Below are 20,067 nucleotides of genomic sequence, written 5' to 3'. Positions count from 1 at the left end.
CTAGATCCGCTTGGTCTGGAAGCTGCACGTGGGGTCGAGGCCCGGAAGGTCCCAGCGCACCCAGAATTTCACGTAGACCTTGTCCTTCGCCGGGCTGATGATGTGGACGGTCGCGCTCTTCGTGCCCACCTTGGCGCTGTCGGTGCCCCAACCGCCGTGCCACTTGTCGACCGCGTTGTTCTTGTCCGAATAGACATCGATGGCCACGTCGGTCTTCGATCCGGCGCGACCGCCAATCGTGTACGTGAACTTGGTGAAGACGTCACTCCCTGCGCTGTTGTAGTAGTAGCGCGCCGAGCCGCTGTAACCCTTGGGGTCCGACGAGCAACTGCCGCTGAGAGTCTTGTCAGCCGACGCAGAGGCGGAAGCGCCGCCGGCGCCGACGATCGACAACGTCAGTCCCGCGGTCCCGACGATCGCCGCATGCCGAAGTATGGTGCTCAGTCGCATGATGCCCTTTCCGTTACCTTGACTTGCATCCGTCGAAGGGAGCGTAGGGAGCGCCGGTATATCGGCGGTATGCCCGGCCGTAGATGATCATGTCTGTACGGATTTCGGGAATGCCCCAACCGTTCATCGCCTCCCGGGCGTCTTGTCCATATGAGGCCTTGCCTGGAAGTCGCGGGCGTGACCAGCACCCCGACCTGGCCGATTACCCGGCGAGCGGCGAGCGGCGCGCGGGGCTGGGACAACCAGCTCTGGCGGCTCGGCGACGACCTCGCCGTCCGGGCGTTCGCGGCAGGCGCGGAGGCGCAGCTCACCGGGCGTCTGGGCGCGTGTGCGGGCAGTTGCGGCCCAGGCCATCTGCACCTGATCAACGGGTTGTTCGACGCGCAGCGCAGCATGGCGCCGGTGCTGGCGCTGGCCGCCCACATCCCCAGCGCCGAGATCGGCACCTCGTTCTTCCAGGAGACCCACCCGGACCGGTTGTTCGCCGAATCCAGCCACTACTCCGAGCTGATCTCACATCCGGCGCAGATGCCGCGCATCCTGCAGACCGCCATCCAGCACGCGATCGGCCGCTCGGGCGTCGCGGTCGTCAGCATGTCGGGAGACATCGCCGGCCAGGACGCGCCACAGCGGACCGTCGAACCTGCCCTGCTCACCCGGCGGCCGGTCGTACGGCCCGGCGAGGCCGAGATCGCCGAGCTGGCCCGGCTGGTCGACGAGGCCGAGAAGATCACACGGTTCTGCGGCAGCGGCACGGCCGGCTCCCACGAGGAGGTCATGGCCTTCGCCGAACGCGTCAAGGCACCGGTCGGGCACGCGCTGCGCGGCAAGGAATGGATCCAGTACGGCAACCGCAACTGGCCGGCTTCGCCACCACCACCAGCAAGCTCGTGCTCAGCGGCGGCGTCGGCTGCATGATCCAGCTTCGCCCGCTCGAACCTGCGCAACATCCCACGCCCATGACCTTGACGAGCACGCGTATGCGTCATGTACGTGATAATGGCCGGTTATCCCGAACGCGGCAGACCGCCGCCTCGCAGACAGCGGCCGGTCTACTCCACCTTCTTCGACCTGGCCTCGGCCTCGGCGGCGTCCATGGCGGCCGCCTCCTCCGGGGTCGGCGCCGTCCCCCCGAGGTGGGCCGGCTGCCACCACACGCCCGGCGGGATCTCCGGGTAGGTGCGCTGCGCCCGGTCCACCAGCTCCGACATCCGCCGGTGCAGGTCGGCGGTGTGGTCGTTGACGTTCTCCCCGCGCTTGGGGTGCATCGGCTCGCCCACCAGGATGGTGACCGGCACGTGCCGCTGCAGCAGCCTGCGCGGCCGGCCCTTCGTCCACAGCCGGTGGTCGCCCCACAGCGCCACCGGGATCACCGGCGTGTTCGTCGCCTGGGCCATCCGGATCGCGCCGTTCTTGATCTCCTTGACGGTGAACGACCTGCTGATCGTCGCCTCGGCGAACACGCCCACCACCTCGCCGGCCTTCAACATCCGCAGCGCCGTGGCGTACGAGCCCGCCCCCGCCCCCCGGTCCACCGAGATGTGGTGCATCCCGCGCATCAGCGGCCCCGAGATCCGGTTGTCGAACACGTCCTGCTTGGCCATGAACCGCACCAGCCGCTTGGACGGCAGCGCGGCGAACCCGGCGAAGATGAAGTCGAGGTAGCTGATGTGATTGCTCACCAGCACCGCTCCCCCGGTCCGCGGCACGTGCTCGGTCCCCTCCAGGTGGAAGCGGATGTCGAGCACGCGAAAGAGGGTCCGCGCGGCGGCGATCACCGGCGGGTACACGATCTCAGCCATGAGCAGAAGGTAACGTACTCAGGCACGTTTCACGGTAGTCGGGAGGTTGACCATCCCCCGGACATTGCCGTGGGCGGTCCTCCTGATGCCCGTCTCGTCGATGTCGTAGTCGGGTGAGACGGCCTTCGTGAGCTCCTCCAGCGCCACCCGGCCCTCCAGGCGGGCCAGGGGGCCGCCGAGGCAGTAGTGGCGGCCGGCGCCGAAGCTGATGGCCCGGCCGGTGTCGCGGGTCAGGTCGTAGACGTCCGGGTCGGCGAAGACGTCCTCGTCGCGGTTGGCCGAGCCGATCAGCAGCCAGACCTTGGCGCCCTCGGGGACGCGGGTGCCGTACCACTCGGTGTCCCGTGTGAGGCGGCGGGCGACGCCGTGCGCGGGGGTGTCGTAGCGCAGCGACTCCTCCATCCACCCGGTGATCGCCCCGCCGAAGGCGGCGGCGCGCTGGGCGGGGTTGCGCCACGCCCAGTACCAGGCGGCGCTGAGCAGGTGGGTGGTCGTCTCCGCGCCGGCGCCGATGAGCAGGAACAGGAACGCCACGATGTCCTCGTCGGTCAGCTCGTCGTCGGCGACGAGCGCGGAGACGAGGTCGTCGCCCGGCGCGGCCCGGCGCTCGGCGATGATCGAGCGGTAGTAGTCGCCGAGGGAGACGATGCCCTTGAGGCCGTCCTCGGCCATCTTGCCCTCGGGGTCGTAGGCGAGCACGGAGCTGAAGTCGCGGCGCACGCCCGCCCGGTACGACGGCGGCACGCCCACCAGCTCGGAGATCACGTCGAGCGGCAGCTTGGCCGCGATGTCGCGGGCGAAGTCGAACGTCTCCCGCTCGACGGCCTCCTCGATGTGCTCGCGCGCGATCTCCCTGATCATGGGCTCCAGCGCGGCGACCCGGCGCGGGGTGAAGCCCCGGGAGATGGCGGCGCGCATGCGGGTGTGCTCGGGTGGGTCCATCGCCACGAACGACAGGAACCTGCGGGCGTGCGTGCCCCAGGCGCCCGGGTCGAGCATGGGACCGTGGTCGCTGGACAGCAGCGCGCTGTCGGTGAGCGCGGCCGAGACGTCGGCGTGCCGGGACAGCGCCCAGAAGTCCAGGCCGGCGTTGTGGTAGAGCGGCGCCTGCGCGCGCAGCCGCGCGTAGACGGAGTAGGGCTCGTCGTTGGTCGCGGGATCGTACGGGCTGTAGAAGACCTCCACGCCGCACACGCTACGACGCTTGCGCGGTCGTGAAAACGGGCAGATGTTTTGACCATGAAGAAGCTCATCAACACGGCAGACTCCGTCGTTGAGGACGCGCTGAACGGCCTGGCGGCGGCCCACCCGTCGCTGCGGGTCCGCGACCAGGTGGTCTACCGGGCCGAGGGGCCGCGGCCGGGGAAGGTCGGGCTGGTCTCGGGCGGCGGGTCCGGGCACGAGCCGCTGCACTCCGGTTTCGTCGGCCACGGCATGCTCGACGCCGCCTGCCCCGGCGAGATCTTCACCTCGCCGGTCCCCGACCCGATCATCGAGGCGACGAGGGGCGTGGACGGCGGGGCCGGGGTGGTCCACATCGTCAAGAACTACACCGGCGACGTGCTCAACTTCGAGATGGCCGCCGAGCTGGTCGAGGACGTCGAGGTGGCCACCGTGCTGGTGGACGACGACGTGGCCGTACGGGACTCCCTCTACACGGCGGGCCGCCGCGGCACGGGGGCGACGGTGTTCGTGGAGAAGATCGCCGGGGCGCTGGCCGAGGAGGGCGCGGCGCTGGCCGAGGTCGCGGCGGTGGCGGCCGAGGTGGATGAGCGCAGCAGGTCGTTCGGCATCGCGCTGACCTCCTGCACGGCCCCGGCCGCCGGGAAGCCGACCTTCGACCTGCCCGAGACGGAGGTGGAGCTGGGCATCGGCATCCACGGAGAGCCCGGCCGGGCCAGGGTGCCGCTGGTGTCGGCGCGCGAGCTGGCGGGCGTGGCGATGGAGGCCATCCACGGCGACCTGCCGCTCCAGGGCGACCTGCTGGTGATGGTGAACGGCATGGGCGGCACCCCGCTCATCGAGCTGTACGTGGTGTTCGCGGAGGTGGCGGCGTTCGTCAAGGGCAAGGGGGCGCGGATCTCGCGCTCGCTGGTGGGCAACTACGTGACGAGCCTGGACATGCAGGGCTTCTCCGTGTCCGTCTGCCGGGTCGACGACGCGCTGACCCGGTTGTGGGACGCGCCGGTGGAGACGCCCGCGCTGCGGTGGGGGCGCTGATGGACACCGACCTGTTCCTGGCCTGGTTCGAGGAGACGGCCAGGCTCGTGCGCGAGAACCGCGACCGGCTGAACCGGCTCGACGCCGCGATCGGCGACGCCGACCACGGCACGAACCTCGACCGCGGGCTCACCGAGGTGCTCAAGGCGCTGGACGGCTCGCCGCCGGGCTCCCCGGCGGAGGTGCTGACGGCGGCCGGCACGACGCTGATCCGCCGCGTCGGGGGCGCCTCCGGGCCGCTGTACGGGTCGGTGTTCCGGCAGATGGGCAAGGCGCTGGAGACGCCGGTGACGCTGGCCGGGTTCACGACGGCGTTCGAGGAGGGGGTCGTGGCGGTCGAGCGGCTGGGCAAGGCCGCGCTGGGCGACAAGACCATGGTGGACGCCCTGGCCCCTGCCTCCCGCGCGCTGGCCCTGGCCGTACGCGACGGGGTGGGCGTGCGCAAGGCGCTCGACCAGGCGGCGCGGGCGGCCGCCGAGGGCGCCAAGGCCACGATCCCGATGCAGGCCAGGAAGGGCCGGGCCAGCTACCTCGGGGAGCGCAGCATCGGGCACGAGGACCCGGGGGCGGCGTCGGCGGCGCTGTTCCTGGAGGCGCTGGCCACCGTGGCGGCATAGCGATGGTGGGCGTGGTCCTGGTCTCCCACAGCGCCGCTTTCGCGACCGAGGCGGTGGCGCTGGTCCGCGGCATCGCGGGCGAGGACGCTCCCGTGGTCGCCGCCGGAGGGATGGAGCACGGCGGGCTGGGCACGAGCGTGGACGTCATCGAGGCGGCGGTGCGCAGCGTCGACCGGGGTGACGGGGTGGTGCTCATCCCCGACCTCGGCAGCTCGGTGCTGACCGCCCGGCTGCTGATGGAGGACGGGCGGGTCGTGGTGGCGGACGTGCCGTTCGTGGAGGGGGCGATCGCGGCGGCGGTGGCGGCGGGCGCGGGCCAGCCGCTGGCCGACGTGCTGGCCGCGGCCGAGGAGGCCCGCACCTTCCGCAAGCTCTGACCTCCGCCGCGTGCTCAGTGGCCCCTGAACTCCGCAAGCTCTGACCTCCGCCGCGTGCTCAGTGGCCCCTGAACGCCTCCTCCAGCCACCAGGAGCCGTGCTCCCTCGTCACCTTGGCGTGCACCAGCAGCGGCCGCTCACGCGCTCCCTCCAGCCATTCGGCCACGCCCGCCAGGTCGTCCGGCCCGGTGACGGTCACGGCGGCCAGGCCCTGGCCCCGGGCGATGGCGGCCAGGTCGGCCGAGGGGAACGTGACGGTGCCCAGAGGGTGCCCGTGCGGGCCGAAGTGGTGGACCTCGGCGCCGTAAGCCTCGTCGTCGTACACGACGATCACCATCGGCAGGCCCAGGCGGACCACGGTCTCCAGCTCCGCCAGGCCCATCAGGGCGCCGCCGTCGCCGAGCGCGGCCACCGGGAGCCGGTCCGGGCGGGCCACGGCGGCGCCGATCGCCGTCGCCAGGCCCAGCCCGACCGACTGGAACGCCTGGGTGAAGCAGAACCCGCCCTCGTCCGGGACATCGAGGAACATCGACGGATATCCCATGAAGTTTCCGGAGTCGATGGCGACGATCCGCTCGCGGGGCAGGAGGTCGTCCAGGCCGATGGTGAGGGTCCTGGGGTCGATCCTGCCGTCGCCGCTCTCGTCGTCGTACGGGACCGCCCGCCAGCGGCCCTCCGCCTGGATCCGCCGCGCCAGCTCCGGCGAGCGGCAGCCCTCCACGGGCCCCGCGGCGAGCCGGTCGGCCAGCGCGCGGGCCACGGCCGCCACGTCGCCCACCACGCCCAGATCGGCGGGCACGTGCGTCTTGAGCGCCGCCGGGTCGAGGTCCACCTTCACCACCTTCGTGCCCGGCGAGATCAGGGAGCCGTGGCGGGTGGTCCACATGTTCAGGGCGCAGCCCCAGCCGATGACGAGGTCGGCGCCCCGGATCAGCTCGGCGGTCAGCGGCGTGGCGAAGCCGCCGGACACGTCCAGGTCCCACGGGCTGCCGCGGAAGAGCCCCTTGGCCACCGCGGACGTCGCCAGCAGCGCACCCGTCAGGTCGGCCAGCTCCACCAGCTCCCGGCGCGCGTGCCGGGCGCCGCGCCCGGCGATGAACACCGGCCGCCGGGCCGCCGCCAGCACCCGCGCCAGCTCCGCCACCTCACCTGACGCCACCGCACCCGACGCCACCGCACCCGACGGCACCTCGCCCGACGCGGGCTCGCCCGCGTTCATGGGTGCGACCTGCGACGGCGGCGGGCCGTCGTAGGGGGCGGCCTGGACGTCGAGGGGCAGGTTCAGCAGCACCGTACGCCGCTCCGCCACCGCCACCCGGTACGCCTCCACCGCCTCGGCCACGGCGGTGCCCGGCCCCGTGACCCGCATCGGCACCGCCCCCACCGCCGTGGCCAGCGCGGCCTGGTCGATGTGGAAGTTGGACCGGACCTCGGTGGCCTCACCGGCCAGGACGATCAGCGGCGTCCGGCTCTTGGCCGCCTCCGTGATGCCGGTCATCGCGTTGGTGAGCCCGGGCCCCTGGTGGACCGACACGATCCCGGCCTGGCCGCTCATCCGGGCGTAGGCGTCGGCCATCGTGGCGGCCCCGCCCTCGTGGCGGGCGGCGACGAACCGCGCGCCGCCCGCCACGAGGGCGTTCGTGACGTGGAAGTTGCCGCTGCCGATCACCCCGAAGGCGGTCCGGGCCCCGCAGGCGGCCAGGGCCCGGCCGACGGCCTGCGCGACGATCAACGTTCCACCAGGGCCAGCACGCGCACGGGGCTGCCCGAGCCGCCCACGATGGGCAGCGGCGGGGCGACCACGACGGCGCCGGTCACCGGCAGGCGGTCGATGTTGCGCAGCTGGGTGAGGCCGTACTTGCCGGCGCCCAGCAGGAAGGAGTGGCAGGGGAAGGGCGGGTCGAAGGAATGGGCGGCGCCGGCGTCGGTGCCGACGGTCTCGACGCCGAGGCCGAGGATGGGGGTCTCGGACGCCAGCCACTCGGCGCACTCCACCGACACGCCGGGCGTGTGCGGCCCGGTCTCGTTGGCGTTCAGGAAGGCGGCCTGGTCGGCGGAGCGGGCGTCCCAGCCGGTGCGGTAGAGGAGCCAGCCGCCCTCGGGGAGCGGGCCGTTGACCCGCTCCCACTCCTTGACGTGGTCGATCCGCAGGAGGAAGTCGGGGTCCTTCGACGCCTCCGCCGCGAAGTCGAGCACCACGGCGGGCGCGATGAGGCTGCGCGCGGGCACCTGGGAGACGTCCTGGCCGTCGCGGGCGGTCACCCAGTGGACGGGGGCGTCGAAGTGGGTGCCGGTGTGCTCACCGGTGTGGATGTCGTTCCAGTACCAGGCCGGGCCTCGGTCGTCGTAGCGGCTGATCTCCTCCAGCCGGAACGGGATCGTGTTGCCGAACGGCTCGGGCAGCTGGAGGATCGGCGTCTCCGACGTCAGCGGAGCGGTGAGGTCGATCACCTCGATCGCCCCGCTGCGCACGCTGTCCACGAAGTTCTTCAACACCGACATGTCTTCCTCCTTGGTGGGCTGAGCGCATCCTCCTACGCTGGCCCTACCAGTGCCAACACCGGCATACACGAGGATTTACGCGCCGATCCACCTGCTCGGCGGCCCTGAGCCGGAAGCCGCTGTCGTCGCCGTAGCCGTCGACGTCGCCGGGCTCCACGGGAAAGGCGTCACGCCCTGGTCCACTCCGCGCATCCGCCGGTCTGGAACGCCTTGTCCGTCGCCTGGATGGTGACGGTGGCGGCGCCGGTCGGCATGCCGGTCGCGATCACGTCGCCGGTCGTGCTCCTCAGCCTGGCCCAGTAGCAGAGGGGGAACCCGGAGGTGGGCCCGGCCGTGCGGTAGGTGCCGGGCTGGATGTCGGTGCCGACGACGAGGGTGCGCAGGGACGCGGGGTTGATGGCGGGCCCAGTAGCGGGCCCAGTAGCGGGCCCGGTGGCGGTACCGCCACCGGGCTGGGTCGTCTGACCGGGCGGCGTCTGACCAGGCTGGGTCTGGCTGGGCACCGTCTGGCTGGGCTGGGTCTGGCCCGGCGCGGTCTGGCTGGGGACCGTCTGGCTGGGAACCGTCTGCGGCGGGGTGGTCTCCGCGGGGATGGAGAGCTCGGGCTCGGCCGTCGGGCTCTCCTCGACCGTCACCGTGACCCTGGGCTCGGACTCACCCGACGACGCCGTCTGCGCGCCGAACCCGACGAAGACGCCCAGCAGGAAGCCCAGCAGGGCGGCCAGCCCGGAGACGAGCACGATGATCGGCGGACTGCTCGTCGCCCGCGGGTACTCGGGGACCCGGGGGTAGTCAGGGGGTGGGGGCCCGTACATCACGGACCCAAGCGTGCCATCCCTGTCAACGGTGGAGGTAGTCGACGAGCGACGCCTTCTCCGTCTCCAGCTCCTCGATGGCGCTCTTGACCACGTCACCGATGCTCACGATGCCTACGAGCCGGCCGTTCTCCACGACGGGCATGTGCCGGAACCGCTGCGTGGTCATCGTCCGGCGCAGCGAGTCGACGTTCTCGCCCGGTCCGACCGTGGTGACCTCGGTGGTCATGATCGCCGAGACCGGCGAGTCGAGGATCGCGGCGCCGCGGTCGTGCAGGCGCCGCACGACGTCACGCTCCGAGACGATCCCCTCGATCGTGACCCCGTCGGAGGACACGACGACGGCCCCGATGTTGTGCTCGGCGAGCTGGGTGAGCAGCTCCCGTACGGTCGCTCCAGGCGCCACGGTCGTCACGCCACTGCCCTTGCCACGAAGGATCGTCCCGATGAGCATGTGCACCACCTCTGCCCTGAGTGTTCCAAGCCCTGCGTCAAGGCAAACAACCCTGTGGGGACCGCGTCAAGCGGTCACGTAGGCTGCTCCCGTACTTAATCCCATACAAAAACCGAAAATTCACTCAAGGACCGCCAAATGACCGAGCCGCTCAACACCGGAAGCCACGATCTGCCCGTCACGGACGAGCTCGCCGCGTTCATGCGCACCGGGTGGGCGGGGACCCGGACGGCTCAGGTGAGCGCGAAGCCGATCGCGCCGTGGGCGGCCAAGCGGCGGGCCGCGCTGGCGCAGCGTTTCCCCGGCGAGCGGCTGGTGATCCCGGCGGGCACGCTGAAGGTGCGCAGCAACGACAGTGACTACCGGTTCCGGCCGCACAGCGCGTACTCGTACCTGACGGGCGCGAGCGAATCGGACGACGTGCTGGTGATCGAGCCGTCCGGCGAGGCGGTCCTGTACGTCAGGCCGCGCGCCCCGCGCGAGGAGGGCCAGGAGTTCTACCGCGACCGCCGCTACGGCGAGTTCTGGGCCGGCCCCCGGCCGGACCTGGCGGAGGCGGCGGAGCTGTACCAGGTGGAGTGCGCGCACATCCGCGAGCTGGAGCTGGGCGGCCCGGCACGGGTGCTGCGCGGGGTCGACGCCACCGTGGACGCGCGGGTCCCCAGGGGCGCGGGCGACGCGGAGCTGGAGTCGTTCCTGGCGGAGATGCGGCTGGTCAAGGACGAGTGGGAGGTCGGCGAGCTGCAGTCGGCCGTGGACGCCACCGTGCGCGGCTTCGAGGACGTCGTGCGGGCGCTGCCGCAGGCGTTCGGGCACCCGCGGGGCGAGCGGTATCTGGAGGGCGTGTTCGGGCTGCGGTCGCGGCTGGAGGGCAACGCCTCCGGTTACGACAGCATCGTGGCCTCGGGGGCGCACGCCTGCGTGCTGCACTGGATCCGCAACGACGGCGCGCTCGACCCCGCCGACCTGCTGCTCCTGGACGCGGGGGTGGAGGCGGACACGCTGTACACGGCCGACGTCACCCGCACGTTCCCCCTGTCGGGCCGGTTCAGCGCCGTGCAGCGGCAGGCGTACGAGCTGGTGTACGAGGCCCAGACGGCGGCCATCGCCACGCTCGGGCCGGGCGCCCGCTTCCGCGACTTCCACCTGGCGGCCATGCGCGTCATCTGCGACGGCCTGCGCGACTGGGGCCTGCTGAAGGACTCCACGGACACGCTCATGGAGACCGGCCTCTACCGGCGCTACACGCTGTGCAGCAGCGGCCACATGCTCGGCCTGGACGTGCACGACTGCGCGAAGTCGCGGGCGGAGGTCTACCTGGACGGCGTCCTGGAGGAGGGCAACGTGCTGACCGTGGAGCCGGGCCTGTACTTCCAGCCCGACGACCTGACGCTGCCGCGGGAGCTGCGCGGCATCGGCATCCGCATCGAGGACGACCTGGTGATCACCGCCGACGGGGCGACCCTGATGTCGTCCGGGCTCCCCCGCCACCCGGACGAGATCGAGTCCTGGATGGGCGCCCTGTCGTAACGGACCGGTCACGTTTCGTGCCGGGCTGACAAGGTGCGAGCCGGCTCTCATACCTTTTCCGCAAATTCCCACGGAAGCATGGCCTACTGGACAGCCCGTCAGTAGGGTTGCCAATCCGTAGGCGGCGGAGGTGGTGATGGCCTGGTCCGGGTACGTCGGGCGCCGGGCCGGCTCGCCGCTCGGCCAGGTCGGTGACCTGTTCGTCATCGTGCTGGAGGGCCTGCGCCGGAGCTGGGACGTCCGGCACTGGTGGTGGGAGTTCGTCGACCAGTGCTGGTTCCTCGCCCGCGTCACCAGCGTCCCGGTGCTGCTGGTCTCCCTGCCGCTGGGCGCCACCGTGGCCTTACAGGTGGGCGAGCTGGCCCGCCAGCTCGGCGCCGGCTCGGCGACCGGCAGCGCGGTCTTCGTCGGCCTGATCCGCGAGGTGGCGCCGCTGGCCAGCGCGCTGCTGATCGCCGGGGCCGGGGGCAGCGCGATGACCTCCGACATCGGCGCTCGCCACATCCGCGACGAGCTGAGCGCGATGGAGGTCATGTCGGTCAACCCGATCCATCGCCTGGTCACCCCGCGCATGTGGGCGGCCAGCACGATCGCGGTGTGCCTGTGCCCGCTGGTCATCCTGGCGGGCGCGACCGGCGGCTACTTCTTCAACGTGATCGTCCAGGGCGTCACCCCCGGCGCGTACTTCGAGGGGGCGCTGTCGCTCGTGGTGGCCTCCGACCTCTACGTCACGCTGTTCAAGGCGTGGATCTTCGGGTTCATCGCGGCGGGGGTGGCCTGCTACAAGGGCATGACGTGCGCGTCCAGCCCGGTCGGGGTGGGGCGGGCGGTCAACCAGGCGACCGTGGTGACGTTCATGCTGGTGTTCACGTTCAACTACGTCATCTCGGCCGTGTACTTCCTCGCCTACCCGCCGAGGTCGCTCTGATGGTGACGCGGACGGCCGGCCTCAGACTCGCCCTCAGGGGGCGGGACGTCGCCGAGCGGTTCGCCACGCTGGCCGACTGGCCGCTGTTCGTGTGGAAGGTGCTGTTCTACTCCGTACGCGACATCGTGCTCAGGCTCAAGTACTTCAAGGTCGTCATCCGGCAGGTCAGCGACGTCGTGGTGGGCGTCGGCGCGACCGTCATCGGCGGCGGGATGATCTTCGTGGTGTTCACGATGGCGTTCGTCGTGGGCGCGACCGTGGGCCTGCAGGGCTACCAGGGGCTGCAGGCCATCGGCGCGGAGTCGTTCATGGGCCTGGTCGGCAGCTTCGCCAACGTCCGCGAGATCACCCCGATCATCGCGGCCACGGCGCTGGCGGCGCAGGTCGGCTCGTCGTTCACGGCGGAGCTGGGCGCGATGCGGATCTCGGAGGAGATCGACGCGCTGGAGGTGATGGGCATCAACGCCTTCACCTACCTGATCTGCACCCGGGTGGTGGCGGCGCTGCTGGCCCTGGTGCCGATCTATCTGATCGCGCTGTTCGCCAGCTTCTTCGCCACCCGGCTGATGTGCACCGTGCTGTTCGGGCTGGCGCCCGGGGTCTACGACTACTACTTCTACCTGTACCTACCGGTCAGCGACATCGCCTTCAGCGTCGCCAAGGTCGCCGTGTTCGCCTTCGCCGTCATCGTCATCCACTGCTTCCACGGCTTCCACGCCACGGGCGGGCCGGTGGGCGTGGGGGTGGCGGCGGGCCGGGCCATCCGCCAGTCGATCGTCACGATCGTGCTGCTCAACCTGTTGCTGTCGTACCTGTTCTGGGGCGCCGGCGGCAACATACCGCTGACGGGGTGAGCCGGTGGCCAGAGCAGATCTCTCCCTCGCCGCCCGCCTGGGCATCGCGCTCGCGTTGCTGGCGGTGCTCGCCGCGACCGTCCTGTACGTCGTCCGCACCGCCACCGAGACCAGCGGCACCCGGATCGACGCCGTGTTCGGCCGCGCCGGGCAGGGCCTGGACACCAGTTCCCCGGTCAAGATCCGCGGCATCACGGTCGGCGGCGTGACCTCCCTCGCGCTCGACGCCCGGGGCCGCGCCGTGGTCACCATGCACCTCGACCCCGGCGTACGGGTGCCCCGGACGGCGGTCGCGTCCGTGGAGCCGGCCTCGGTGTTCGGCCCCAAGTTCCTCGCCCTCGACCTCGGCTCCGGCGAGACCACCGGCCCCTACCTGACCTCCGGCGCCGTCATCACCGACACCCGCGACCCGCTCGACCTGTCCGACACGCTCGGCGACGCCTACCGCGGCCTGGACGCCGTCGATCCGCGCGAGGTCGCGGTCATCGTGCACACCGTGGCCAAGGGGCTCGACGGCCAGGGGGAGGACCTGCGCGAGCTGATCGGCGACGCCGGCACGGTCGTCGGCGTCGCGCACCGGCAGCGGGAGCGGGCCAGGCAGTTCCTGCGCGACGCCGCCCTGCTGGGCACGGCCCTGTCGGACAAGGGGGACGAGCTGGTCGCCATCTCCTCCGACGTCAACGTCATCACCCCCGACCTGCTCAAGCGGGCCGACAAGGTACGCGCCCTGCTCCAGGAGATCACCTCGATCTCCGGCCAGGTGGCGCACGGCCTGGACAAGCACCGGGGGAACCTGCGGGCCGGCGTGCACTCCGGGGAGCGGGTGGCCGCGCTCATCTACGCCCAGCTCGGCCTGGCCGGCGACGGCGTACGCGGCCTGAACGAGCTGGTCGACCTGCTGAACGAGCTGATCGAGGCGCCCGGCCCCGGCAACAGCCGCCAGCTCCAGGTGGAGGCGTTCGTGGCCACCGACGTCTGCGAGCTGATCGTCGGCGCCTGCGGCCCGACCGACGGGAGGCGCTGACATGGAACGCGTCCGGCGCCGCTGGACCTTCGTCCGCTTCGCGTTGTTCGTCGGTCTGTGCGTGGCGCTGATCGTGGCGATCAGCGTGCAGATCGCCCGGGTCGGCACGGGCGGCGGGTACCGGCTGGTCGCGATGTTCGACGACGTGTCGGGGCTGGTCGAGGGCGACCAGGTCAAGATCGCCGGCGCGCCGGTCGGCCAGGTGGACACGATCAGGGTCGTGGACGGCCGGGCCGAGGTGACCATGGAGGTGCAGGACGCGGTCCGGGTCCCCACCGACACCGAGGCCGCCGTACGCTGGCGCAACGCCGTGGGCCAGCGGGTGATCTACCTGCTGCCCGGCACCGCCCCCGGCCGGCTGCCCCCGGGCTCGCGCATCACCCGCACCTCCTCCGTCGTGGACATCGGCGAGCTCGTCAGCGACCTCGGCCCGCTGACCCGCAGCCTGGACCCCGAGCAGATCAACCAGCTCCTCACCGCCGCCGCCAAGTCGCTCAAGGGCAACGACCGCAACATCCCCAGGCTGCTCGACAACGTCAACGCCATCACCACCACGGTCAACGACCGCAGGAAGACCATCGAGCAGCTCCTGGAGGACTACGCCACCGTCACCGGCGTGGTCGCCAAGCGGGACAAGCAGATCGAGCAGCTCGTCGACAACCTCGTCACGCTGACGGAGGCGTTCGCCGACAACCGGAAGCTGGTGGACGAGGCGCTGGTGGAGCTGTCGGCGACCTTCCACACCTCCAACGAGGTGCTCGGCAAGAACGCCGACGAGCTCGGCGCGCTGGTGGACAACCTGTCGGGGCTGACCGGCGGCATCCGGCGCAACGTGGGCTCGATCGACCGGACCGTCAGCACGTTCCAGCCGCTGTTCGCGCGGGCGTACTCCAGCGTCAACCGCGGCCACTACTTCATCACCGCGGTCCCCTGCGTGGCGCTGAGCGCCGCGCCCTGCCCCTACGGGATGCAGACGCCGCCGCCGCTGCGCAACACCAGGGTGCAGAGCGAGAAAGACCTGCGGAAGCTGCTGGTGGGCCGGTGATGGCGCTCAAGTCGTTTCGCGACCGCAACAAGCACGCCGTCGGCCTGGTGTCGCTGGCCACGCTCGCGGTGATCCTCGTCGCCACGTTCCTGGTGGGCAACCTGGGGCTGCTGGAGGGCGGCTACACCATGTCGGGCGTGTTCGTGGACTCCGGCGGGCTGCGCACCGGCAACGACGTACGGGTCGCCGGGGTGCGGGTGGGCAAGGTCACCGAGGTACGCGCCGACTACGGCCAGGGCCACGTGGTCGTCACCTGGAAGGTGGACGACGGCGTGCGGCTCGGCCGCGGCACCCGCGCCGACATCGCCCTGTCCAACCTGCTCGGCGGCCGGTACGTCCGGCTCACCGGCCCGGTCTCGCCCCCGTACGTCGACCAGCTCCCCGAGGCCCAGCGGCGCGTCCCGGTGCAGCGGACCGGCGTGCCCACGCTGATCAACGACGCCGTCAAGGACGCGACCCGGCTGGTCGAGCGGCTGGACACCGAAGCGGTGGACGACCTGCTCGCGGAGCTCGGCAAGATGGACACCTTCAAGCGCGGCCGCGTCACCCGGCTGCTGGACAACATCGGCGACCTCTCCGACACCATCAGCAAGAGCGAGCCGCAACTTCAGCGGCTGCTGGACAACGGCACCCGGGTCATGGACGTCCTGGAGAAGAAGGACCGGCAGCTCGGGCGGCTGATCGACGCCCTCGAGGTCATGCTGAACGAGCTGCGCAGGCGCCGCACCGAGCTGCGCACGCTGCTCGGCGACGGCAGCGACCTCGTGCAGAGCACGACCCGGCTGATCGCCGAGCACGAGCGGACGCTCGTCCAGGTGCTCGACGACAACGCCGCCATCACCACGCGGCTCAGCGGCAGCAACGAGCGGCTCAACTCGCTGCTGGCCTGGGCGGGCCCGACGTTCGCCGGCCTGTCCACGATGGGCGGTCAGGGGCCGTGGCTGGAGGCCATCGCCACCGGCCTGGGGCCCATCAACCCGGAGGTGCTGGCCGCCATCGCCAAGGACAGGAAGAGCGACAGATGAGACGGCTCGTGGCGGTGTTGCTGGCAGGCGTCCTCCTGGCGTCCGGGTGCTCGGCGGTGGGGACGGAGCCGTACCGGCTGGTGGCGATCTTCGGCAAGGCGCCCTCCCTGTACGAGGAGGCGCGGGTGAAGGTGATGGGGCTCGACGCCGGTTACGTGGAGCGGATCCGCATCATGGGCGACAAGGTACGGGTCGAGCTGCGGATCGACCGGCAGGTGCCGCTGCCGTCCGACGTCAAGGCCGTCGTCGCGCCGCAGAACACGCTCGGCGAGCGCAACGTCGTGCTTTATCCCCCGTGGAAACCGGGGCAGCAGCGGATCCGGTCGGGGGCCACCATCCCGCTGGAGCGGACCGACCTGCCGGTGGAGATCGACGACGCGCTCGACGCCTTCACCAAGCTGACCGACGCGCTCGACGACGACAAGCTGGGCGACGTGGCGGGCGACCTGGCCGACGGGGTCAGGGGACGGGGCAGGACGATCAACAACGCGATCGCCGACACCTCCGAGCTCACCGGCACCCTGGCCGAGCAGGACCAGCGGCTCATCGACCTGGCCAAGGGCCTGAACAAGCTGGCCACCAGCCTCAACGAGCGCGAGAGCCAGGTGACGGGCGCCATCGACGCCTTCTCCGAGGCCAGCGCCATCCTGGCGGAGGAGCGGCGGCGGCTGCGCGGCTTCGTCACCTCCATGGCGGGTTTCGTGCGGCGTGGCGACGTGCTCATCGAGCAGTACGCGCAGCGGCTCCCGCAGGCCGCCGGGACGCTGGCCGAGCTGGTGCTGACGGTCAGGGCCAACAGCGCGTCCGCGGCGCGGGCCGTGAAGGGCGCGGCCGACTTCGCCGACATCCTGATCGACTCCTGGGACCGTAAGCAGCACGTGCTCAAGATCCGCGTCGTGCTCAACGCCATGACCAGGGCGTGGCTGACCCCGCTGTTCGACGCGCTGAACCTGGGCGAGGTGCCGTGCCTGCCCGGCGGGCTCAGCAACTGCCCCTTCGCGCAGCGGGGAGGCCGGCGATGAGCGTACGGCTGCTGGCCGGGCTGGCGGCGCTGGCCGTGACGGCGTCGTGCTCGCTGCAGACGCTCGGCGCGACCACCGGCGACCTCACCCTGCACGCGGTCTTCGACGACGTGCAGAGCCTGGTGACCGGGCACAGCGTGCAGATCTCCGACGTACGCGTGGGCACCGTCACCGGCATCCGGCTGCAGGGCTACCGGGCCAGGGTGACGATGTCGATCCAGTCCGCGCACCGGGTGCCCGAGGGCAGCACGGCCACCGTGGCCAAGACGTCCGTGCTGGGCGAGAACTACGTCCAGCTCGCCCCGCCGGCGGGGCGGGACCTGGCCACGGGGCCGTACCTGAAGGACGGCGCCACGATCGCCGAGACGTCGGTCGAGCCGGACATCGAGCAGGTCACGGCGAAGGCCGGGCCGCTCATCGAGGCGCTCGGGGCGCAGGACGTGAACGCGATCCTGGACGCCGCCTCGACCGCGTTCGCCGGGCAGGGCGACGAGGTCAACCGGCTGATCAAGCAGACGGCGGAGGTCACCGACGCCTACGCGGCCGCCCGCCGCGACCTCGGCACCAGCATCGACGCCCTGGCCCGGCTCGGGGACGACCTGGCCGAGGGCAGCGCCGAGCTGGACCGGCTGCCGGGCACGCTGGCCTCGGCCACCGCGCGGCTCGCGCACGGGCGCAGGCACGTCAAGAAGGCCATCGTCGCGCTGACGAGGCTGGCCGAGGAGGCCAACCTCACCGTCTACCCACGCCACGCCGCCCGCCTGCGGACGCTGCTGCGCGAGCTGGAGGCGATCTCGTCGTCCATGCAGCGGGGCAAGGAGGACCTGAAGGCGCTGGTGGCCAAGCTGCAGAAGTTCATCGACGCGCCGCCGATCACGGTGAACGGGCAGGTGCTGATCTACGTCTGGCTGAAGGGCGTGCTGCTGCCCGCCCGGGAGGATCCCGTACGCGACCGGGTGGAGGACTTCCGCCTGCTGCTGGAGCCGCCGCGATGAGACACCGGATCTACCTGAACCTGGGGTTCTTCGTGGTGCTGGGGATCGTCATGACCGTCTGGGCGTTCAGCACGATCATCCGGCTGGACGCCATCGAGCGGCCGTACCGCGTGTCGGCGGAGTTCGTCTCCTCGCCCGGGCTGATCCGGGGGTTCGACGTGGCGTACCTGGGGGTCCGGGTCGGCAAGATCGGCGACGTGCGGCTGGCGCCGGGCAAGATCGTCGTGGGCCTGGACATCGACCGGGAGATCCGGCTGCCGAAGGGCGTCACGGCCGAGGTGCGGCGCAGGTCGGCCATCGGGGAGCCGTACGTGGAGCTCTCGCCGCCCGCCACCGGCGCCACCGGCGCCACGCTGACGGCCGGCGACACGATCCCGCTGGCCAGGACGACCGTTCCGCTGGACTACAAGAAGCTGTTCGAAGGGGTCGGCAAGCTGCTGAACGCGGTGCCGCCCGAGGACGCCAAGACCATCGTGCACGAGCTGGCCGTGGCGCTGGACGGGCGGGCGCCCGCGATCAGGCGCATCGTCGACGACGCGCACACCCTGACCGGCACCCTCGCGGACAACGCCGAGGTGCTCGACGACCTGTCGGTGCAGCTCACCCGGCTCACGCACACGCTGGCCGGCAAGCGGGGGGAGCTGGCCTCGGGGATCACGGACCTGAGCACGGTGACGGCGGCGCTGCGGGAGTCCCGTACGGACCTGAACGCCTTCCTCGACCAGGGACCCGGCGTGTTCGCGCAGCTCGACGCGGCCGTCCGGGCGTCCAGGCCGGGGTTCTCGTGCCTGCTGACGGCGGCCGGGCTGCCGCACCAGCCGGTGTTCTCGGCGACGACCGAGCGGAACGTGCACCACCTGCTGGGCATCGTGCCGACCGCGCTGAGCCTGGCCGACGACATCAGCGACCGGCGCGGGGGCACGGTGTACGGCAAGGCGGCGTTCGTCTTCAGCGTGCCCGGGGGGCCGACGCCCGCCGAGGAGTACGCCGGACCGGTCGGCCCGCCCTCGGTCCCCGCCCTCCGCACCTGCCCGGACCGCCCCGCTGACCGCCCTGCCGACCGCCCTGCCGACCGCCCTGCTGACCGCGGTACTGACCGCACTGCCGACCGCCCCGCCGATCGTCCCGACGACCGCCGGACCGACGCGGCCCATCCCGGCGGCTCGCCCCGTCCGGCGGCGAAGGACACCCGCAGCCCCTCGGAGGAGACCCCGCAGGAAACCGCGTCACCCACGGGCGTGGCCGCCACGCGCGCCGCGTCCGGTACCCCGCTGAACATCGCCCCGCTGATTGTCGCGATATTCCTCGCCGTGGTGGCGAGTGGTGGCATCGTGGGCTGGATCGCGGCGGGCCGGGCCGCCCGCCGCCGTGAGGAGTCGACATGACCACCAGGCAGCACCTCGCCACGCAGGCCCACCCCGCAACGCCACCCTCGGACAACCCACCCTCGGACACCGCGCCGTCGTCCTCGGACGCCGCACCACCCGACACCGCGCCTTCCGCCGACGGCACGCCCACCGTGGCGCCCGACGCCGGCTCCGCGTCGACGAGCGTGGAGCCGCCCACCGACGCGGAGAAGAGCGCACGTCCAGCGGCGAGCGCCGCCGTCGAGAGCGCCGAAACGGCCGCCTCGACCGACGCCGGTGACGCGGCGAGCACCGAGACGGGCACCCAGGCGGGCACCCAGGCGGGCACCCAGGCGGGCACCCAGGCGGGCACCCAGGCGGGCACCCAGGCGGGCACCCAGGCGGGCACCCAGGCGGGCACCCAGGCGGGCACCGAGGCTGACGGCTCCGACGCCCCCACGGACACCGGCTCCTCTGCAGGCCCCAGGGGCGAGCGGCCCCGGCGGGTCACCCGGGCCAAGGTTCTGGGGGCGCTGGCCGCGATGGTGGTGGCCGCCGTCGCCGCCACCGCCGTGCTCCAGTGGGTGACCGCCGCCCAGGCCCAGGACGCCCGCGCCCGGCTGGAGTCCGAGCGCGCCCTGCGCATGGAGGTGTCCGGCGCGGCCGCCGCCTTCAGCCGGGCCCTGCTCAGCTACGACTACCAGGACCTCCAGACCACCCGCTCGGCCCTGGCCGCCCAGGCCACGGGCGACTTCCTGGCCACCTACGACGCCGCGTTCGGCGGCACCATGGCGCAGGTCATCGTCAAGCTCGAGGCCACCTCCCAGGCCACCGTGCGCGAGGTGTACCTGGCCGACGTGGACGAGGCCACGGCCCACGCCATCGTCGTCGTGGACCAGCAGGTGAACACTTCCGAGGCGATCCGCTCGGTCAAGGATTCCCACCTTAAGATCAGTCTTGTGAAGGAGAAGGGGAGCTGGAAGATCCATGACGTGACCGTGCTCGGCGCGGCCTCGGAGGATCAATACTCCCTCGACGGCGACGACAAGAAGAAGGACTGA

The 20,067-nt window shown here is 71.8% G+C and carries 21 protein-coding genes; 14 read left to right on the top strand and 7 right to left on the bottom strand.

Features of this window, described 5'->3' with window-relative positions; all coding sequences use genetic code 11:
• On the bottom strand, positions 1-450 hold the full coding sequence (locus ACBJ59_RS07480; RefSeq protein WP_364134797.1) for a hypothetical protein: 450 nt from the start codon (positions 448-450) through the stop codon (positions 1-3).
• Between the two features lie 177 nt (positions 451-627).
• Here ACBJ59_RS07480 and ACBJ59_RS07475 point away from each other — a divergent pair, with 177 nt between their 5' ends.
• Entirely contained in the window at positions 628-1,368 is a 741-nt protein-coding gene (locus ACBJ59_RS07475) for a thiamine pyrophosphate-binding protein (protein ID WP_375109398.1), read from the top strand.
• Between the two features lie 134 nt (positions 1,369-1,502).
• Here the strand turns inward: ACBJ59_RS07475 and ACBJ59_RS07470 are convergent, their stop codons facing one another.
• Complete coding sequence (locus ACBJ59_RS07470) at positions 1,503-2,252, bottom strand: lysophospholipid acyltransferase family protein (protein WP_375109397.1); 750 nt, start codon at positions 2,250-2,252, stop codon at positions 1,503-1,505.
• Positions 2,253-2,270: 18 nt separating this feature from the next.
• On the bottom strand, positions 2,271-3,437 hold the full coding sequence (locus ACBJ59_RS07465) for a cytochrome P450 (protein WP_375109396.1): 1,167 nt from the start codon (positions 3,435-3,437) through the stop codon (positions 2,271-2,273).
• Between the two features lie 54 nt (positions 3,438-3,491).
• Here ACBJ59_RS07465 and dhaK point away from each other — a divergent pair, with 54 nt between their 5' ends.
• Genes dhaK through ACBJ59_RS07450 form a run of 3 tightly spaced genes read left to right on the top strand, consistent with a single transcriptional unit; the run spans position 3,492 to position 5,466 of the window.
• Positions 3,492-4,472: a dihydroxyacetone kinase subunit DhaK gene (gene dhaK, locus ACBJ59_RS07460; protein WP_375109395.1), complete on the top strand. Its 981-nt coding sequence runs from the start codon at positions 3,492-3,494 to the stop codon at positions 4,470-4,472.
• Positions 4,472-5,089, top strand: a complete 618-nt coding sequence (gene dhaL, locus ACBJ59_RS07455; RefSeq protein ID WP_375109394.1) for a dihydroxyacetone kinase subunit DhaL — start codon at positions 4,472-4,474, stop codon at positions 5,087-5,089. Before dhaK ends, dhaL begins: the two co-directional genes overlap by 1 nt.
• Positions 5,090-5,091: 2 nt before the next feature.
• Positions 5,092-5,466, top strand: coding sequence for a PTS-dependent dihydroxyacetone kinase phosphotransferase subunit DhaM (locus tag ACBJ59_RS07450; protein ID WP_375109393.1), 375 nt, complete (start codon positions 5,092-5,094; stop codon positions 5,464-5,466).
• A gap of 58 nt (positions 5,467-5,524) precedes the next feature.
• On the opposite strand, the gene ACBJ59_RS07445 is transcribed toward ACBJ59_RS07450, so the two are convergent.
• The 4 genes from ACBJ59_RS07445 to ACBJ59_RS07430 form a co-directional block, all read right to left on the bottom strand.
• On the bottom strand, positions 5,525-7,198 hold the full coding sequence (locus ACBJ59_RS07445; RefSeq protein ID WP_375109392.1) for a thiamine pyrophosphate-binding protein: 1,674 nt from the start codon (positions 7,196-7,198) through the stop codon (positions 5,525-5,527).
• Positions 7,195-7,968 carry a cyclase family protein gene (locus ACBJ59_RS07440; protein WP_375109391.1) on the bottom strand — a complete coding sequence of 258 codons (774 nt, stop codon included), beginning with the start codon at positions 7,966-7,968 and terminating at the stop codon, positions 7,195-7,197. The genes ACBJ59_RS07445 and ACBJ59_RS07440 overlap by 4 nt, the downstream gene beginning before the upstream one ends.
• 167 nt (positions 7,969-8,135) lie before the next feature.
• Entirely contained in the window at positions 8,136-8,786 is a 651-nt protein-coding gene (locus ACBJ59_RS07435) for a hypothetical protein (protein WP_375109390.1), read from the bottom strand.
• A 22-nt stretch (positions 8,787-8,808) separates the two neighbouring features.
• Complete coding sequence (locus tag ACBJ59_RS07430) at positions 8,809-9,237, bottom strand: CBS domain-containing protein (RefSeq protein WP_364134832.1); 429 nt, start codon at positions 9,235-9,237, stop codon at positions 8,809-8,811.
• A 138-nt stretch (positions 9,238-9,375) separates the two neighbouring features.
• On the opposite strand from ACBJ59_RS07430, the gene ACBJ59_RS07425 reads away from it, so the two are divergent.
• The 10 genes from ACBJ59_RS07425 to ACBJ59_RS07380 all read left to right on the top strand — a co-directional run bounded on the left by ACBJ59_RS07425 (position 9,376) and on the right by ACBJ59_RS07380 (position 20,067).
• Entirely contained in the window at positions 9,376-10,767 is a 1,392-nt protein-coding gene (locus tag ACBJ59_RS07425) for an aminopeptidase P family protein (protein WP_375109389.1), read from the top strand.
• 136 nt (positions 10,768-10,903) lie between these two features.
• Positions 10,904-11,695, top strand: a complete 792-nt coding sequence (locus ACBJ59_RS07420; RefSeq protein ID WP_375109388.1) for an MlaE family ABC transporter permease — start codon at positions 10,904-10,906, stop codon at positions 11,693-11,695.
• Positions 11,695-12,549 (top strand): MlaE family ABC transporter permease, encoded by an 855-nt coding sequence (locus tag ACBJ59_RS07415; RefSeq protein ID WP_375109387.1) that lies wholly within the window; start codon positions 11,695-11,697, stop codon positions 12,547-12,549. The genes ACBJ59_RS07420 and ACBJ59_RS07415 overlap by 1 nt, the downstream gene beginning before the upstream one ends.
• A gap of 4 nt (positions 12,550-12,553) precedes the next feature.
• Complete coding sequence (locus ACBJ59_RS07410; RefSeq protein ID WP_375109386.1) at positions 12,554-13,573, top strand: MCE family protein; 1,020 nt, start codon at positions 12,554-12,556, stop codon at positions 13,571-13,573.
• Position 13,574: 1 nt separating this feature from the next.
• Positions 13,575-14,618: an MCE family protein gene (locus ACBJ59_RS07405; protein WP_375109385.1), complete on the top strand. Its 1,044-nt coding sequence runs from the start codon at positions 13,575-13,577 to the stop codon at positions 14,616-14,618.
• On the top strand, positions 14,618-15,643 hold the full coding sequence (locus ACBJ59_RS07400; protein WP_375109384.1) for an MlaD family protein: 1,026 nt from the start codon (positions 14,618-14,620) through the stop codon (positions 15,641-15,643). The genes ACBJ59_RS07405 and ACBJ59_RS07400 overlap by 1 nt, the downstream gene beginning before the upstream one ends.
• Positions 15,640-16,665 carry an MCE family protein gene (locus ACBJ59_RS07395; RefSeq protein ID WP_375109383.1) on the top strand — a complete coding sequence of 342 codons (1,026 nt, stop codon included), beginning with the start codon at positions 15,640-15,642 and terminating at the stop codon, positions 16,663-16,665. Before ACBJ59_RS07400 ends, ACBJ59_RS07395 begins: the two co-directional genes overlap by 4 nt.
• Positions 16,662-17,660, top strand: a complete 999-nt coding sequence (locus ACBJ59_RS07390) for an MCE family protein (RefSeq protein ID WP_375109382.1) — start codon at positions 16,662-16,664, stop codon at positions 17,658-17,660. The genes ACBJ59_RS07395 and ACBJ59_RS07390 overlap by 4 nt, the downstream gene beginning before the upstream one ends.
• A complete protein-coding gene (locus ACBJ59_RS07385; protein ID WP_375109381.1) occupies positions 17,657-19,045 on the top strand; it encodes an MCE family protein in 1,389 nt (462 codons plus the stop codon). The genes ACBJ59_RS07390 and ACBJ59_RS07385 overlap by 4 nt, the downstream gene beginning before the upstream one ends.
• A complete protein-coding gene (locus tag ACBJ59_RS07380; protein ID WP_375109380.1) occupies positions 19,042-20,067 on the top strand; it encodes a hypothetical protein in 1,026 nt (341 codons plus the stop codon). The genes ACBJ59_RS07385 and ACBJ59_RS07380 overlap by 4 nt, the downstream gene beginning before the upstream one ends.

It is taken from the genome of Nonomuraea sp. MTCD27, from assembly GCF_041950495.1.
Lineage (GTDB): Bacteria > Actinomycetota > Actinomycetes > Streptosporangiales > Streptosporangiaceae > Nonomuraea.
Note: the sequence above shows the minus strand (reverse complement) of the source record. Positions and strands in the feature narration are given on the sequence as shown.

What these genes read in the sequence shown, in the direction of transcription:
- ACBJ59_RS07395 (WP_375109383.1), top strand. Translation starts at nt 15,640, where the DNA reads ATGAGACGGCTCGTGGCGGTGTTGCTGGCAGGCGTCCTCCTGGCGTCC.
- ACBJ59_RS07440 (WP_375109391.1), bottom strand. Translation starts at nt 7,968, where the DNA reads ATGTCGGTGTTGAAGAACTTCGTGGACAGCGTGCGCAGCGGGGCGATC.
- ACBJ59_RS07400 (WP_375109384.1), top strand. Translation starts at nt 14,618, where the DNA reads ATGGCGCTCAAGTCGTTTCGCGACCGCAACAAGCACGCCGTCGGCCTG.
- dhaK (WP_375109395.1), top strand. Translation starts at nt 3,492, where the DNA reads ATGAAGAAGCTCATCAACACGGCAGACTCCGTCGTTGAGGACGCGCTG.
- ACBJ59_RS07430 (WP_364134832.1), bottom strand. Translation starts at nt 9,237, where the DNA reads ATGCTCATCGGGACGATCCTTCGTGGCAAGGGCAGTGGCGTGACGACC.
- ACBJ59_RS07385 (WP_375109381.1), top strand. Translation starts at nt 17,657, where the DNA reads ATGAGACACCGGATCTACCTGAACCTGGGGTTCTTCGTGGTGCTGGGG.
- ACBJ59_RS07450 (WP_375109393.1), top strand. Translation starts at nt 5,092, where the DNA reads ATGGTGGGCGTGGTCCTGGTCTCCCACAGCGCCGCTTTCGCGACCGAG.
- ACBJ59_RS07420 (WP_375109388.1), top strand. Translation starts at nt 10,904, where the DNA reads ATGGCCTGGTCCGGGTACGTCGGGCGCCGGGCCGGCTCGCCGCTCGGC.
- ACBJ59_RS07380 (WP_375109380.1), top strand. Translation starts at nt 19,042, where the DNA reads ATGACCACCAGGCAGCACCTCGCCACGCAGGCCCACCCCGCAACGCCA.
- ACBJ59_RS07405 (WP_375109385.1), top strand. Translation starts at nt 13,575, where the DNA reads ATGGAACGCGTCCGGCGCCGCTGGACCTTCGTCCGCTTCGCGTTGTTC.
- ACBJ59_RS07415 (WP_375109387.1), top strand. Translation starts at nt 11,695, where the DNA reads ATGGTGACGCGGACGGCCGGCCTCAGACTCGCCCTCAGGGGGCGGGAC.
- ACBJ59_RS07480 (WP_364134797.1), bottom strand. Translation starts at nt 450, where the DNA reads ATGCGACTGAGCACCATACTTCGGCATGCGGCGATCGTCGGGACCGCG.
- ACBJ59_RS07390 (WP_375109382.1), top strand. Translation starts at nt 16,662, where the DNA reads ATGAGCGTACGGCTGCTGGCCGGGCTGGCGGCGCTGGCCGTGACGGCG.
- ACBJ59_RS07425 (WP_375109389.1), top strand. Translation starts at nt 9,376, where the DNA reads ATGACCGAGCCGCTCAACACCGGAAGCCACGATCTGCCCGTCACGGAC.
- dhaL (WP_375109394.1), top strand. Translation starts at nt 4,472, where the DNA reads ATGGACACCGACCTGTTCCTGGCCTGGTTCGAGGAGACGGCCAGGCTC.
- ACBJ59_RS07470 (WP_375109397.1), bottom strand. Translation starts at nt 2,252, where the DNA reads ATGGCTGAGATCGTGTACCCGCCGGTGATCGCCGCCGCGCGGACCCTC.